Source organism: Rhodopseudomonas sp. AAP120 (assembly GCF_001295845.1).
In the GTDB taxonomy this organism is placed as follows: Bacteria; Pseudomonadota; Alphaproteobacteria; order Rhizobiales; family Xanthobacteraceae; genus Rhodopseudomonas.
Map to the genome: position 1 here is coordinate 1 of NZ_LJIC01000159.1, position 15620 is coordinate 15620.

The 15620-nt window shown below is 65.8% G+C and carries 14 protein-coding genes; 5 read left to right on the forward strand and 9 right to left on the reverse strand.

The window, feature by feature from the left end:
• Positions 1–121: 121 nt before the first annotated feature.
• A complete protein-coding gene (locus IP86_RS22985) occupies positions 122–1261 on the forward strand; it encodes an acyl-CoA dehydrogenase family protein (RefSeq protein ID WP_054164759.1) in 1140 nt (379 codons plus the stop codon).
• Positions 1262–1746: 485 nt separating this feature from the next.
• Here the strand turns inward: IP86_RS22985 and IP86_RS22990 are convergent, their stop codons facing one another.
• From IP86_RS22990 to IP86_RS23005, 5 genes are read right to left on the reverse strand one after another with little or no spacing between them, the layout of a single operon-like run.
• On the reverse strand, positions 1747–2781 hold the full coding sequence (locus IP86_RS22990) for an amino acid ABC transporter substrate-binding protein (RefSeq protein ID WP_054164760.1): 1035 nt from the start codon (positions 2779–2781) through the stop codon (positions 1747–1749).
• Between the two features lie 30 nt (positions 2782–2811).
• Positions 2812–3405, reverse strand: coding sequence for a L,D-transpeptidase (locus IP86_RS22995; protein ID WP_054164761.1), 594 nt, complete (start codon positions 3403–3405; stop codon positions 2812–2814).
• A 39-nt stretch (positions 3406–3444) separates the two neighbouring features.
• Entirely contained in the window at positions 3445–3573 is a 129-nt protein-coding gene (locus IP86_RS28840) for a DUF2474 domain-containing protein (RefSeq protein ID WP_156332600.1), read from the reverse strand.
• An 11-nt stretch (positions 3574–3584) separates the two neighbouring features.
• A complete protein-coding gene (cydB, locus tag IP86_RS23000; protein WP_054164762.1) occupies positions 3585–4595 on the reverse strand; it encodes a cytochrome d ubiquinol oxidase subunit II in 1011 nt (336 codons plus the stop codon).
• Entirely contained in the window at positions 4595–6001 is a 1407-nt protein-coding gene (locus tag IP86_RS23005) for a cytochrome ubiquinol oxidase subunit I (RefSeq protein WP_054164763.1), read from the reverse strand. The genes cydB and IP86_RS23005 overlap by 1 nt, the downstream gene beginning before the upstream one ends.
• A gap of 96 nt (positions 6002–6097) precedes the next feature.
• Between IP86_RS23005 and IP86_RS29280 the strand changes: the two genes are divergently transcribed.
• Positions 6098–6403 carry a hypothetical protein gene (locus tag IP86_RS29280; RefSeq protein ID WP_156332601.1) on the forward strand — a complete coding sequence of 102 codons (306 nt, stop codon included), beginning with the start codon at positions 6098–6100 and terminating at the stop codon, positions 6401–6403.
• Between the two features lie 87 nt (positions 6404–6490).
• Here the strand turns inward: IP86_RS29280 and IP86_RS23010 are convergent, their stop codons facing one another.
• From IP86_RS23010 to IP86_RS23025, 4 genes are all read right to left on the reverse strand, one after another.
• The gene (locus IP86_RS23010) at positions 6491–7102 is read right to left on the reverse strand and encodes a sigma-70 family RNA polymerase sigma factor (RefSeq protein ID WP_054164764.1); all 612 of its coding nucleotides are present in this window, start codon (positions 7100–7102) and stop codon (positions 6491–6493) included.
• Positions 7103–7469: 367 nt separating this feature from the next.
• On the reverse strand, positions 7470–8210 hold the full coding sequence (locus tag IP86_RS23015; RefSeq protein WP_054164765.1) for a response regulator: 741 nt from the start codon (positions 8208–8210) through the stop codon (positions 7470–7472).
• The gene (locus IP86_RS23020) at positions 8207–9946 is read right to left on the reverse strand and encodes an ATP-binding response regulator (RefSeq protein ID WP_054164766.1); all 1740 of its coding nucleotides are present in this window, start codon (positions 9944–9946) and stop codon (positions 8207–8209) included. The genes IP86_RS23015 and IP86_RS23020 overlap by 4 nt, the downstream gene beginning before the upstream one ends.
• Positions 9916–12027 (reverse strand): sensor histidine kinase, encoded by a 2112-nt coding sequence (locus IP86_RS23025; protein WP_245290718.1) that lies wholly within the window; start codon positions 12025–12027, stop codon positions 9916–9918. The genes IP86_RS23020 and IP86_RS23025 overlap by 31 nt, the downstream gene beginning before the upstream one ends.
• Before the next feature lie 228 nt (positions 12028–12255).
• On the opposite strand from IP86_RS23025, the gene ugpB reads away from it, so the two are divergent.
• The 3 genes from ugpB (at position 12256) to IP86_RS23040 (ending at position 15542) form a co-directional block, all read left to right on the forward strand.
• Positions 12256–13539 carry a sn-glycerol-3-phosphate ABC transporter substrate-binding protein UgpB gene (gene ugpB, locus IP86_RS23030; RefSeq protein ID WP_156332602.1) on the forward strand — a complete coding sequence of 428 codons (1284 nt, stop codon included), beginning with the start codon at positions 12256–12258 and terminating at the stop codon, positions 13537–13539.
• A gap of 129 nt (positions 13540–13668) precedes the next feature.
• Entirely contained in the window at positions 13669–13905 is a 237-nt protein-coding gene (locus IP86_RS23035; protein ID WP_054164769.1) for a PilZ domain-containing protein, read from the forward strand.
• A gap of 428 nt (positions 13906–14333) precedes the next feature.
• Positions 14334–15542 (forward strand): ABC transporter substrate-binding protein, encoded by a 1209-nt coding sequence (locus IP86_RS23040; protein ID WP_054164770.1) that lies wholly within the window; start codon positions 14334–14336, stop codon positions 15540–15542.
• The last annotated feature ends 78 nt before the right edge of the window (positions 15543–15620 follow it).

Below are 15620 nucleotides of genomic sequence, written 5' to 3' on the forward strand. Positions count from 1 at the left end.
AGCCCGGAATCCATAACCACCGCCAGGGGATATGGATTCCGGGCCTGCGCCCCAAGGGGCGCATCCCGGAATGACGAACTCAAATCTCATCGCTTTTGGCTTTCATCGAAAGACATCACCCATGGCTCTCGTCCTCACCGAAGAACAAACCATGCTGCGCGACTCGGCGCGCGGGCTGATCGGCGACAAGGCGCCGGTCGCGCACTTCCGCAAGCTGCGCGACGAGCGCGACGCCACCGGCTTTTCGCGCGAGCTGTGGAAAAGCTTCGCCGAGATGGGCCTCGCCGGCCTGCTGGTGCCGGAGGAGTTCGGCGGCTCCGGACTCGGCTGCGTCGAGGCCGGCGTGGTGATGGAAGAGATCGGCCGCAACCTGACGCCGTCGCCATTCCTGGCGACCGCGGTGCTGGCCGCCTCGTCGCTGGCCCGCGGCGGCTCGGACGCGCAAAAGAAGAACTACCTGCCGAAGATCGCCGACGGCTCGCTGGTCGCCGCGCTGGCGGTCGACGAAGGCGCCAAGCACCGGCCGTCGCGCATCGCGCTGAGCGCCACCCGCGCCGGCAACGGCTTCAAGCTGAAAGGCGACAAGGCGCTGGTGGTCGACGGCCACGTCGCCGACCTCTTGATCGTCGCGGCGCGCAGCAGCGGCCAGCCCGGCGATGCCGACGGCCTGACGCTGTTCCTGGTCGATCCCAAGGCCAAGGGCGTTTCGGTCGAGCGCACCGTGATGGTCGACGCCCACAACGCGGCGCGGATCAGCTTCGACGATGTCGAGGTCAATGCCGACAGCGTGCTCGGCGACGTCGATCGCGGCGGCGCGCTGCTCGAGGCGGTGCTGAATGTCGGCCGGGCTGCGGCGGCGGCCGAGATGCTCGGCGTCGCCGACGAAGCGTTCGGCCGCACCGTGAGCTATCTGAAAGAGCGCAAGCAGTTCGGCAAGCTGATCGGCGAATTCCAGGCGCTGCAGCACCGCGCCGCGCATCTCTACACCGAGATCGAGATCCTCCGCGCCGCCGTGCTCAAGGCGCTGCAGGCGGTCGATGCCGACGCGTCCGAAGCGCGCGTCGCGGTGGCGGTCGCCAAGGCCAAGGCCGGGACGGTGACGACGCTGGCGGTGCAGGAAGGCGTGCAGATGCACGGCGGCATGGGCATGACCGATCAGTTCGACATCGGCCTGTTCATGAAGCGCGCCCGCGTCCTGCAGGAACTGCTCGGCGACGCGAATTACCACGCCGAAGCGCTGGCGGAGTGGAAGAAGTATTGAGCGCTCTGTCGTCTTGAATTCTCTGTAGCCCGCATGCAGCGCAGCGGAATGCGGGGCAGCCGCTTCCCCGGATTACGCTTCGCTCCATCCGGGCTACGGACGACCGTCCTCCGTCATTCCGGGATGCGCCGCGCAGCGGTGCAGGCCCGGAATCCATACCCCCTGGGTTCTCGGTTCAGCACCGGCGATGCCGCGTTCGATCGCGGGCACAGGGGATATGGATTCCGGGCTCGCGCTACGCGCGCCCCGGAATGACGAACGAGAGGGTGTTTCACGGCGCAGGTGCGGCACAAGTAACGGCCGTCAACCTTGACCACGGCCATCGTCACCGACCGCTGCTGTCATCCCCGCGTATGCGGGGATCCAGTATTCCAGAGCGTTCGTTGCTGATCGTCGGCGCTCTGGGATACTGGATCGCCCGCTTTCGCGGGCGATGACGTGGGTGTGTGGGGAAGCGCGGCGGAAACGGACGAACGTCCGATCCCCTACCTGATCGGCGGCGCGTACTGGATGCCGCCGTTGCTCCAGAGCTGGTTCAGGCCGCGGGGGATGCCGAGTTTGCCGACGTTGCGGTCGTAGACTTCGCCGTAATTGCCGACGTGGCGGATGATGCGGGCGGCCCAGTCCTTCGGCAGGCCGAGTTCTTCGCCATAGGCGCCCTCGGTGCCGACCAAGCGCATCACGTCGGGCTTCTTCGATTTCAGCGCCTCGTCGATGTTCTGCGAGGTGATGCCGAGTTCCTCGGCGTTGATCATCGCATACAGCGTCCACTTCACGATCATCATCCAGTCGTCGTCGCGCTGGCGGACCACCGGGGCGAGCGGTTCCTTGGAGATCAGGTCGGGCAGGATGGTGTGGTCGCCGGGCTTCGGCAGAGTCTGGCGTAGCGCGTAGAGCTGCGAGGCGTCGGCCGTGAAGGTGTCGCAGCGGCCGTCCTTGTAGGCTGCGACCACCTCGTCGAGCTTGCCGAATTTCACTTCCGTGTACTTCATGTTGTTGGCGCGGAAGTAGTCGGCGAGGTTGAGCAGCGTGGTGGTGCCGTCCTGGACGCAGACCTTGCTGCCGTCGAGTTCGACCGCGGTATCGACCTTGCGCGACGCCGGCACCATGAAGCCCTGGCCGTCGTAATAGGCGACCGCCGGGAAATACAGGTCGTAGCTGGTCTCGCGCGACATGCTCCAGGTCGAGTTGCGCGACAGGATGTCGACCTTGCGGCTCTGCAGCTCCTTGAAGCGCTCGCTGGCGTCGAGCGCCACGAACTTCACCTTGGTCGGATCGTTGAAGATCGCCGCCGCCACCGCGCGGCAGAAGTCGACGTCGAAGCCGCTCCAATTGCCCTTGTCGTCCGGCGTCGCAAAGCCCGGCAGGCCCTTGTTGACGCCGCACAGCACGGCGTCGCGGCGGATCGTGCGCTTCAGCGTCTTGGTGTCGTAGCGCTCGTAGGTGATGGCGGCCGCGGCAATCGCCGCCGCGACCACGAGCCCGATCGCGAGCCCGGTCTGGAACGTCCGTTTCAACATTGGGAAGTCTCGGAAAAGAGGAAAGGGCGCTTAGAGTTCGGGCTTCTGCCGCACCACCACTTTGGTGCCGACCGGGACGCGGTCGTACAGGTCGGCGACGTCGGCGTTGACCAGGCGGAAGCAGCCGGAGGAGATCGCGGTGCCGATCGTGTCCGGCCGGTTGGTGCCGTGGATGCGATACACCGTGGAGCCGAGATACATCGCGCGGGCGCCGAGCGGATTGCCGGGGCCGCCGGCCATGAAGCGCGGCAGATAGGGCTGGCGGGCGATCATCTCCGGCGGCGGCACCCAATCGGGCCATTCCGCCTTGCGCGAAATCTTCAGCAGGCCCTGCCAGGTGAAGCCCTCGCGGCCGACGCCGATGCCATAGCGCAGCGCGCGGTTGTTGCCCTGGACCAGATAGAGATAGCGCTCGGAGGTTTGCACCACGATGGTGCCGGCCGGCTCGCTGGTGCGGTAATAGACCATCTGCTTGCGCAGCTCGGGCGGCAGCTCGTAGTCGTCATTGGCGATCAGGCCGGGCTCGTCGCCGGGGTCGTTCTGCTGCGCGTGGCTAGGTGTGATGCCGATCACCAATGCGGCCGCAACGGCCAGCCGTCCGACCCAACCCAACGATCCCAGCATCGACACCTCCCGAAGCAATTGCGCCGGGAATGTACCATGTCAGTTTGTTCCGATCCACAACCGCAGGATCAGCGACACCAGCGTGACAGCCGCGACGCCGCCGAGCCACAGCGCCACGAACCACAGCAGGCGGCGCGACAGCGGTCCGGATGGTTCAGGATTGGACATCTGCATGGCGCTCAGTGGTAGCCGCTCTCCGGATCGACCTTGCCGCGAAACACCCAATAGGCCCAGGCGGTGTAGATCAGGATGATCGGCACCAGGATGGCGACGCCGACCAGCATGAACAGCTGGCTGTTCTCCGGCGCCGCCGCCTGCCAGATGGTGATGCTGCGTGGAACGACATACGGCCAGATGCTGATGCCGAGTCCCGCGTAAGACAACAGGAACAGGCACAGCGTCAGCAAGAACGGCTGATAGTCGCGCTTCTGCGCCAGCGCCCGCAGCAGCAGTGCGGTGACGATCGCGACGGCGAGCGGGACCTGAGCGGTGGCCAGCACGTTCGGCCAGGCGAACCAGCGCTCTGAATAGTCGTAGCTCAGGAACGGCGTCGCGGCGCTGACCGCGACGATCGAGATCAGCATGGCGCCGAGCAGCCAGCGGCTCAGCCGATACGCCTGCTCGCGCAGCTCGCCGGTGGTCTTCATCACCAGCCAGGTGGCGCCGAGCAGCGCATAGCCGATCACCAGCGCGACGCCGGTGAGCAGGCTGAACGGCGTCAGCCAGTCCCACCAGCCGCCCGCATAGGCGCGGCCCTCGACGTGAATACCCTGCAGCAGCGCGCCGAGCGCGACGCCCTGCGCCAGCGTCGCCACCAGCGAGCCGAGGAAGAAGGCGAGGTCCCAGCGGTTGCGTTCGCGCAGCGTGCGCCAGCGGAATTCGAACGCCACGCCGCGAAACACCAGGCCGAGCAGCATGGCGATGATCGGCGTGTACAGCGCCGGCATCAGCACCGCATAGGCCAGCGGAAACGCCGCGAACAGCCCGCCGCCGCCGAGCACCAGCCAGGTCTCGTTGCCGTCCCACACCGGCGCGACGCTGTTCATCACCACGTCGCGGTCGCGCTTGGTGCGAAACAGCGGAAACAGGATGCCGAGGCCGAGGTCGAAGCCGTCCATCACCACATAGACGAACACCGCGAGCGCGATGATGAAGGCCCAGATGGTCGCGAGGTCGTAAGCGATGGTCATCAGCCGAGCCTCCTTGTCGCGATCGCGGGGGCGGGGGTGATGCCGGCGGCGCGCGCCGGCGTTTCGCCGGGCGGGCCTTGCTCGCCGTGATGCGGCGGCTGCGCCATCAGCCGCAGAATGTAGACGGTGCCGGCGAAGAACACCGCGAAGTACACGATCACGAAGGCGATCAGCGACGACGCGACCGCGGGCGAAGCCAGCGGCGACACCGACTCCGCGGTGCGTAACAGGCCGAACACCGTGAACGGCTGCCGTCCGGTCTCGGTCGTCACCCAGCCGGCCAGCACCGCGATGAAGCCGGCCGGGCCCATCGTCAGCGCGAAGCGATGCAGCGGCCGCGACTCGTGCAGCCGGCCGCGCCAGCGCATCCACAGGCTCAAGGCCCCGAGCGCCGCCATCAGCAGGCCGAGACCGACCATGATGCGGAACGACCAGAAGGTGATCGGCACCGGCGGCCAATCCTGCCGCGGCACGGTGTCGAGCCCGGCCAGCGGCGCGTCGAGCGAATGCTTGAGGATCAGCGACGACAGCTTGGGAATTTGCAGCGCGTAGCGCACCACTGCGGCGTCCTGATCGGGCAGGCCGAAAAGGATGAACGGCGCCCCGTCGGGATGGCTCTGGTAATGACCTTCCATCGCCATCACCTTGGCGGGCTGATGCTCCAGCGTATTGAGGCCGTGCGCATCGCCGGCGAGGATCTGGATCGGCGCCACGACGGTCAGCATCCACATCGCCATCGAGAACATCATCCGCGCGCCCGGCTGCCGCGTACTGCGTAGCAGATGATACGCGCCGACCGCGCCGACCACGAGCGAAGTGGTGAGGTAAGCGGCCAGCACCATGTGCACCAGCCGGTACGGAAACGACGGATTGAAGATCAGCTCGAACCAGTTGGTCGCGACGAATTGCCCGGCCTCGTTGACCGCATAGCCGGCCGGCGTCTGCATCCAGGAATTCGCCGACAGAATCCAGAACGCCGAGATCAGCGTGCCGATCGCCACCATCAGCGTCGCCAGAAAATGCAGCCGCGGCCCGACCAGTTTGAGGCCGAACAGCATCACGCCGAGAAAGCCGGCCTCGAGGAAGAACGCGGTGAGAACTTCATAGGCCATCAGCGGCCCGATCACCGGGCCGGTCTTGTCGGAGAAGACCGCCCAGTTGGTACCGAACTGATACGACATCACGATACCGGACACGACGCCCATGCCGAACGCGATGGCAAAGATCTTCAGCCAGTAATTGAACAGGTTGATGAAGACCTCGCGGCCGGTCCACAGCCACAGCGCTTCCAGCACAGCGAGGTAGCTTGCCAGCCCGATCGAGAACGCCGGAAAGATGATGTGAAACGACATCGTGAAGGCGAACTGCGCGCGCGCCAATACGACAGGGTCCAGGGCTTCGATCATTCGACACATCCACCACGAAGACCGCGCGGTCACGTATCACCGCGCGTGATGATCCTATCGTTTGCGACAGGAGGTGCCTAGCAATTAGCCGATGACATGGCCGCGGCGCGCTTGGCCATTTTGTCCATGCAAGTCGTCTTTGGTAGGGGGTGCGACAACCGCGTCGTGCGAAAAAGCAAAACCCGGACGGTGGGCATCCCGTCCGGGTCACTTGGAGGTCGCGATGGTTATCAAGCCTTGAATGAGCCTGCCGCGCCGGTCGCGCCCGGTGTCGACATCATCATCATCGCACCGAATTCTTTCCGGCGGATGTCGTCGATTGTTTCAATTGTGTCGTCATCCGACACCTGCGTGGTCCAACCGGCGATGATGGGGAGATATCATCGCGCCGCGCGGCTGTGAATTCGGCCGACCGCAGATCCTTTCTAAATCGGGACCTTCAGGCTGGCGCGGTGGCACAACGCCGCGCGAGCTTCACGTTGGCGTGTTTCAGGCCGCCATGGTTTCGACGCCGTGGCCCTTGAGCAGCTCGGCGAGCTGCTTGCGGGCGTAGAACATCCGCGTCTTCACCGTGCTCTGCGGAATGCCGACGATGCGGCCGACTTCCTCGACCGACTTCTCATGATAGTAAACGAGATTGATGATCTCGCGATGCGCCGGAGACAGTTTGGCGATGCAGGCGCGCAGAATGTCGCTGGTCCGGGTGCGATCGAGCGCGGCCTCGGGATTGTCGGCGCCGTCGGCGATCTCCAGCACGTCGTCCTGGTCGATGTCTTCATGCTGGCGCTGGCGCAGCGCGGTCAGCGCCTTGAAGCGGGCGATCGACAGCAGCCAGGTCGAAACCTGCGCGCGGCCTTCGAACTGCCGGGCGGTGCGCCAGACATCGAGGAACACCTGGCTGACCAGGTCTTCGGCGGTGGCAGGGTCGCGCAGCATGCGCAGGATGAAGCGATAGACCCGCACATTGTGACGGGCATACAGCGTATGCATCGCGGTCCGATCGCCAGCCGCAATGCTGGCCAGCAACATTTCGTCCGTGGTGGCGCGCGCGGCGATAATGCCCTGGCGGCCCGCTTCATTGATGGCAATTACATTTTGCATGAACGGCTCCCGTATACCGCCGCACTCCCCCGCGGCGTTTGTTGGGAGCTTTACTAGTCAGGCACCATTTCAGGACGTCTGCGCCCAAAGTCGAAAATGGTTTCGTGAGCGGGGGAATTGTTTCACGGGCTCCGCCCGCATGAAACAAACGGACAAAAACAGCAACATTTTCAAAGGTCCGGCTCAAAGGTTGGGAGCTGCGGTCCGCGGGCCATATCCCGGGAACAAACCTTTCCTCACGTCATTGGTGGCCTCTGCCGGCGTTCAGGTGGCTGCTTCGAGGCCGCGACGACGCGGAAGTCCAAGGCGAGCTCGGCCGTGACGTGAAGATTGAAGGTAACGGACAGCGGAGCCACCGCCCCGTCGGTCAGGGCCGCTCGGACGCCGGAGAGAACAGGTAGCCGCCGCCGCGGATGGTGCGGATCACGGCGGGCTTGGTCGGGTCGAGCTCGATCTTGCGGCGGATCCGCATGATGCGCAGGTCGACGGCGCGGTCGAAGGCCTCGGCGTCTCGGGCGTTGGCGAGTTCGAGCAGCCGTTCGCGCGACAGCACCCGCTTGGGATTGGCGGCAAAGACCTTCAGCAGACCGAATTCCGAGGCGGTCAGCGGATGCTCGTTGCCGTCGTCGTCGCGCAGCGCCTGGGCTTCGAGGTCGAGCCATTTGGTGCCGAACCGCACCAGTTGCTCGTTGGCCGGCTTGGCCGCCGCGACCGGAGCCGGGGCCTCGGCCGGCTTCGGCGCCGCGCGGCGCAGCACCGAGCGGATGCGGGCCATCAGCTCGCGCAGCTCGCAGGGTTTGGCGACGTAGTCGTCGGCGCCGAGTTCGAGGCCGACCACGCGGTCGATCGGGCTGGCGGTCGCCGTCAGCATGATCACCGGCACGTTGGTCTTGGCCTTGAGGTCGCGGATGATCGACAGCCCGTCTTCCTCGGGCATGTTGAGGTCGAGCACCACCAGGTCCGGCACCTTGACGGCGATCTCGGCCCGCAGGCTCTTGCCGCCGTCGCACAGCGTCACGGCGAAGCCGTGCATCTTCAGATACTCGCCGACCATCTCGCGGGCCGGAGCTTCGTCGTCGACGACGATGATGTGCGGGTTCTGGCTCATGGTGCGGCGGACGATGCGGGCAGGGTGATGGTGAAGGTCGCGCCCTGGCCGGGCCCCGGGCTCTGGGCGCTGACGTTGCCGCCATGCATGTCGATGATCTTCTTGACGATCGACAGGCCGAGCCCGGTCGAGCTTTCGCCACCGGTCGGCTTGGCCGACAGCCGCTGGAAGCGCCCGAACAGCCGGCTGAGATCCTCCGGCGACAGGCCGGCGCCCTCGTCGGTGACGCGGATGATGGTGTCGGTGTCGGTGCCGTCGACCTGCAGCGAGATTTTGCCGCCGACCGGGCTGTACTTGATGGCGTTGCTGACCAGATTGTCGATCGCCTCGCGGACCCGGTCGGAGTCGCATTGCGTCACCCGCGCGGCCGGGATCGATACCGCAATGGTCTGCTGCTTGTTGGTCGCCGTCGGCCGGTTGGCCTCGGCGACCTCCGCCACCAGCGCGGCAAGATCGACCGGCTCGCGGCGGATCGAGATGTCGAATGCGTCCGCCATCGCGTCGGAGATCAGGTGGTCGACCATCGAAGTCAGCCGCCGCGTCGCCTCGCGGATGTGATCGACCTGGGCGATCACGCTGTCCTTGGAGGCTTCGGCGCCGATCAGTTCGGTCAGCATTTCGGTGCGGCCGAGGATGACGCCGAGCGGGTTCTTCAGGTCGTGCGCGACGGTGCCGAGGATCTCGTTCTTGAACGCGTTGGCGCGCTGCAGCCGCATCCATTGCGTCGATAGCCGGCGATTGGCCTGGGTCAGCGCCCGGGTGCGCTGCGCGACGCGTTCTTCAAGCTGGGTGTTGGCCTCGTGCAGCTGCCGATACAGGATCACGTTGTCGAACGCGATCGACAGCCGGCTGCCGAAGATCTCGACCAGCGAGCGATCGGTCTCGGACAGCTCACGCTCGGACTGCAGCAGCACCACCACCTCGCGGCCGCTGCCGGTGCGGACATAAAGTACGGTGCGGTGGTCGGCGAATTCGTGTTTGCGGCGGCGGAACGCCTCCTCGACCATCTGCCGGACGTCCTGGTCGAGCGGGGAGATGCCCGGGCAGCCGATGAAGCGGCTGTAGCAGCCCGAGCCGGCCAGCACCGAAAAGTCGTCGCCGGAGTCGCGCAGCACCAGGATGCCTGCGCAGTCGACATTGAGCAGCGAGGCGATCTGGGTCAGCACGCCCTCGGCCAGCCGCTGCATCGACTTGAAGTCGTACAACGTCGAGGCGGCGTCGATGATGATCTCGAGGCCGCGCCGGGTCTGCACCATGCGCTCGAGCTGCTGATAGCTGCGCAGCGCGGCGGTCAGCGAGGTGAACAGCTTGTCGGCGGTGAGCTCGGTCTTGGCCTTGTAGTCGTTGATGTCGTAGTCGACGATCACCCGGCGCTCCGGCGCCTGGCCGGGCTGGCCGGTACGCAGGATGATGCGCACCGTCTCGTTGCGGATGTCGTTGCGGATGTACTCGACCAGTTCGAGGCCGGCGGCGTCCGATTCCATGATGACGTCGAGCAGCACCGCGGCGATATCGGGGTTGGCCCGCATCAGCTCGCGGCCCTCGGCGCCCGAATAGGCCGACAGGATTTCGAGGCCCTGGCCGTTGAGGCTGTAGTCGCTCAGCGCGAAACGGGTGCCCTCGTGCACCGCGGCATCGTCGTCGATCACCGCGATCTTCCACCGCTTGGCGTTCGACGGCTCGGCGACCGGATCGGTATCTTCGATCAGTTGGAGGATATCGTCCTGGTCGGCCATTGCAGGTTTCCGTCGGTGGGCGTGTCGGCGTCGGTCGGCGCGCCGGTGGCGGTACGAGGCATGATAATGCGAAAAGTCGTGCCTTGTCCTACTCTTGATTCCAGCATCATGCGTCCGCCGAGCTGCTGGGTCACCAGATTGTAAACGATGTGCAGGCCGAGCCCGGTGCCGCCCTCGTTGCGCCGCGTGGTGAAGAACGGGTCGAACGCCTGGCGCTGCACGTCGGGCGTCATGCCGGCGCCGTTGTCGGCGAACACGATCTCAACGTCGTCGCCGCGCGGCCGGGCATTGATCGTGATGGTCCCGGCGCGGCCGTCCGCGAAGGCATGGTTGACGGCGTTGAGGAACAGGTTGGTGAGGATCTGGCCGTAGGAGCCCGGATAGCCGTCGATCATCAGCCCGTCGGGCATGTCGATCGACAGCTCGATCGGCGCCCGCTTCAGCACCGGCTTGAGGCTGGTGATGATCTGGTCGGTGGCCTCGTGCAGATCGAACGAGCGACGTTCGGCGTGAGAGCGGTCGACCGCGACCTGCTTGAACGACTGGATCAGTTCGGCTGCGCGCTGCAGGTTGGCGACGAGTTGATGAGCCGCGTCATGCGAGGAGCGAACGAATTCCTCAAGTTGTGACCTACGCAGCGGCGTGTCGCCCTTCAGGTCGGCTTCGAACAACGTCGCCTTGCGGGCGAAGCTCGATGCCACGGTCAGGCTGATGCCGATCGGGTTGTTGACCTCGTGGGCCACCCCGGCCACCAGCCCGCCCAACGCCGCCAGCCGCTCCGCATCGATCAAATTCTGCTGCGCGGTATTGAGCTCGAGCAGCGCGCTCTCCGCTTTCTCCTTGGAGGCGCGGAGATCGTCCTCGGCCTTGCGCTTGTCGATCGCGTTCTCGCGGAACACTTCGACGGCGCGCGCCATCGCGCCGACCTCGTCACGCGCCTCGGTGCCGGCGACGCGGCGGCCGTAATCGCCGGACGTGATGGCGTGCATCGCCGACAGGATCTGGTGCAGCGGCTTGCGGATGCTGAGCGCGATGATCGTACTCGCGACCAGGATGACGGCGATGAAGATCACCGCGATCCACAGCACCTTGCGGGAGATGTTGGTGAGCGTACGGTCGAAGGTCTGCTGCGCCTTCTGCTCGCGCTGGCGCATCTTCACCGACAGCGCATCGATCGCCGCGATGGTCGCTGCCTGGCTGGCGTCGATCGAATGCCGCAGCAGGTCGCTGCGGCTGGCGAGCTGCTGCGAGAGATCCTGCAGTCCGTCGCTCAGCGCGGCGGCGCGCTGCTTCAGCTTCTCCAGCGCCATCCGCTGCAGGTCGTTGTCGGCGAGCCCGATCATCACCGGCACGGTGCGTTCGATGGTCTCGGTGTTGCGCCGCGCGTCCTCGGCGGCTTCCTTGGAGAGCGACAGGTAATACGAGTTCGCCGCCACCAGCATCGCCGTGAAGGCCTCGCGCGAGCGGCCGAGCGCCGGCCAGATCGGCGCATCGCGCCGGCCCGTGGCACCCTCGATCACCGAATACAGCGCGGCGATGTCGCGCGCCGGGCCCTGCACCCGGTTCTCATAGGTGTCCTTGATCTTGCCCTGCAGCGCGCGCAGATCGCCGAAGCCGTTGAGGAAGCGCTCGGTGACGCGCTCCAGCTCGTCGACCGAGCCCGACAGCATCGGATCGGTCGAGGCGCGGTTGCTGAGCGTGCCCAGCACCGCCTCGCGCAGCAGCAGGATCTCGGCGAACAGGTCGGGGCTCGGCTGGTTGATGTAGCGATGGATCAGGTTCTGCAGCCGCCCGGTCTCGCTTTCGAGCAAGGCCAGGATCTGGTCGGATTCGCGAACCTGACGCACGTCGTCCCATGCGGTGCTCAGCACCCGCGCGCCGCTCCAGATCATGCTGGCGAGGATCAGCACCACCAGCGAGTTCAGCGCCGCGATCGACAGGATGCGCCAGCGGATCGGGACGGCGCGGACCAGACGCACCACGCCGGAGCGGCTGACGAAACTCGTCCGGGCGTCGCTGCTGTCGTCCTGGCGCGCTGCTACCGGGTCCAAATCAGTCGGCCTTGCGAGGAGTGATCGCATCGAACCTGCCGGCCCCGCATGATGCCCGGATGACGAAGGGCGCGGCGAACGGCGCTGCGGCCGCATCTGGCGTCGCGGCTCGACTGGACAGCAGCAAGTTCGATCCCATAGAGTTGCATCCCGAGACCGGGGCCGGAGAAGTCCCGCCAATGTAGCAGACCGGCGCAGGATATGGCTATCGGGAGTGAGCGGCGGCGGGGGCGAGCCAGGATCCTGCTGACATTCGCCATGCTGCTGACGTTCGCGGGCGCGATGCCGGCGCGGGCGGCGACCGATATTGCCTGGTGGCACGCGATGTCCGGCCAGCTCGGCCGGCGGCTGGAGAAGCTGGCGGCGGATTTCAACGCCTCGCAATCGGATTACCGCGTGGTGCCCAGCTACAAGGGCAACTACACCGAAACCGTCACGGCCTCGATCTTCGCGTTTCGCTCCTCGACCCAGCCGGCGATCGTCCAGGTCAACGAGATCGCCACCGCCACCATGATGGCGGCCAAGGGCGCGGTCTATCCGGTCTACGAGCTGATGCGCGACGAGCACGAGGCATTTTCGCCGGCCGACTATCTGCCGGCGGTCGCCGGCTATTATGTCGACCTGGCCGGCAACATGCTGTCGTTTCCGTTCAACGCCTCGACGCCGATCCTGTACTACAACAAGACGATGTTCCGGAAAGCCGGACTCGATCCGGACAAGCCGCCCGGCACCTGGCCGGAGCTCGGCGCGGCGGCGAAGAAGCTGGTCGATAGCGGCGCGGCCTGCGGCTTCACCACGTCGTGGCCGTCCTGGGTCAATGTCGAGAATTTCTCCGCCTATCACGACCTGCCGCTCGCCACCCGCGCCAACGGCCTCGGCGGGCTCGACGCCGTGCTGGTGTTCAACAATCCGCTGCTGATCCGCCACGTCGCCCAACTGGCCGAGTGGCAGAAGACCAAGGTGTTCGACTATAGCGGCCGCGCCACCACGGCCGAGCCGCGGTTCCAGCAGGGCGATTGCGGCATCTTCATCGGCTCGTCGGCGACTCGCGCCGACATCATCGCCAATTCGAAGTTCGACGTCGGTTATGGCCGGCTGCCGTACTGGCCGGATGTCGCGAGCGCGCCGCAAAACACCATCATCGGCGGCGCCACGCTGTGGGTGCTGCGCGGCCGTCCGGCGGACGAATACAAGGGCGTGGCAAAATTCTTCGCCTATCTGTCGCGGCCGGAAGTGCAGGCCGCCTGGCATCAGGCGACCGGCTATCTGCCGGTGACGCGCGCCGCCTACGAGCTGACCCGCGCGCAGGGCTTCTACGATCGCAACCCCGGAACCGCGATCTCGATCGAGCAGATGACGCTGAAGCCGCCGACCGACAATTCGCGCGGGCTGCGGCTCGGATCCTTCGTGCTGATCCGCGACGTCATCGACGACGAGCTGGAACAGGCGTTCAGCGGCAAGAAATCCGCCCAGGCGGCGATGGATTCGGCGGTCGAGCGCGGCAACAAGCTGCTGCGGCAGTTCGAAAGAACGCAGCCCTGAGCATAAGCCGGACGCTGCGTGCGCCGATCGGGTAGCGGCGGAATTATCGCTGGTGTGTGGTGTTCGTCACTTGCCGAGTCGCGGTGGCCGCCATCGCCGGCATGAAACTGGAAAAAGACGGACGACAGGGTGGATGACAACCGCAGATTTCCCCGGCGCGAGATCGGGGAACCAGCTCATGTTTCTTTCAACGGCGTCAGCCTCGGTTGCCTCCTGGTCAATATTTCGGAGGAGGGAGCCGCGATCGAAGTCGACAACACCGCCTACGTGCCGGAACGGTTCCGCCTGGTGACGTCCGGCGGCGTTCGCGACTGCCGCCTCGTCTGGATCAAGCAGAACCGCATCGGCGTCGCGTTCGATCATTAGCGGCGCTCGCGCCTGTCTGACGCAGTCGGCCCGACGCGGACCGGCGGACGCCGCTTCGCCTTCGCTGACGCTTCGGCTGTCCTTTCCGCGCTTGCGGGAGGTGATGACGTCTTGCGGACTCCTGAGTGGCCGATAAGCGGCGGATCGCCGCAGTTTGCCTCGGCAAGAAAGCTCCAAGTCGCAGACCAGCGGCTGTGCCACGCCGCCTGTCTGGCTTGCAAGAGAAGCCATGCGGCGTCGCACGGTGAGCCTTCGCCCTTCAGCTCGTCGACCTTCCTCAACTAAGCTGCACTATAATTCTTGCCTTCGCGTCGTCCTGAATTATGCTGCCACCAAGGTTCGGGACAAGGCTCGGCCGGCGGCAACGTCGGGATGGGCTCACAACATAAAAATCACCGGACAAACAAACACCAAGGGGTAGGAACGCCATGTCCGACAGTCGAATTCTGCCGCCATTATCACGCCGCGCGCTGCTCACCGGCGCGGCCGGTGCCGCCACGCTCGCCACGCTGCCGCGCTTCGCCACGCCGGCGATCGCTCAGGCGGCGCCGCTCAAGGTCGGCCTGATGCTGCCGTACACCGGCACATATGCGAAGCTCGGCCAGTTCATCGACGACGGCTTCCGGCTGCGCGTCGAGCAACTCGGCGGCAAGCTCGGCGGCCGCGACGTCACTTTCGTGCAGGTCGATGACGAGTCCAAGCCGGAGACCGCGACCGACAACATGAACAGGCTGGTCGGCCGCGACAAGGTCGACGTGGTGATCGGCACGGTGCACTCCGGCGTCGCGATGGCGATGGTCAAGGTCGCGCGCGATAGCGGCACGATGTTGATCATCCCCAACGCCGGCGCCAACGACGCGACCGGGCCAGCCTGTGCGCCGAACATCTTCCGCACCTCGTTCTCGAACTGGCAGACCACCTTCCCGATGGGCAAGGTGATGGCCGACGCCGGCATCAAGAACGTCGCGACGATCACCTGGAAGTACACCGCCGGCGCCGAGATGATCGGCGCGTTCTCGGAGAATTTCACCAAGAACGGCGGCAAGATCGTCGAGGATCTGACGCTGCCATTCCCGCAGGTCGAATTCCAGGCGCTGATCACCCGCATCGCGCAGCTCAAGCCGGATGCGGTGTTCAGCTTCTTCGCGGGCGGCGGCGCGGTGAAGTTCGTCAAGGACTACGCGGCCGCGGGCCTCAACAAGACGATCCCGCTGTACGGCGCCGGCTTCCTCACCGACGGCACCATCGAGGCGCAGGGCGAAGCGGCGAACGGGCTGAAGACCACGCTGCACTACGCCGACAATCTCGATAATCCCGCCAACGTCGCGTTCCTGAAAGCCTTCAAGGCCAAGACCCAGAAGGACGGCGACATCTACGCGGTGCAGGGTTTTGACGCCGCCTCGTTGCTCGAAATCGGCCTTGACGCCGTGAAGGGCGATGCCGCCGCGCGCGACGCGATGATCAAGGCGATGGCGGCGGCGAAGATCGACAGCCCGCGCGGCCCGCTGTCGTTCAACAAGGCCCACAACCCGATCCAGAACATCTACCTCCGCGAAGTCCGCAACGGCCGCAACGAAGTGATCTCGATCGCGCAAAGCGCCGTCGACGACCCGGCGCGCGGCTGCCGGATGACGTGAGCGTCATCGCGGGCGTGGCTTCGCGGTTCACAAACAAGTCGTCATGGCCGGGCTTGACCCGGCCATCCATCAAAAGAT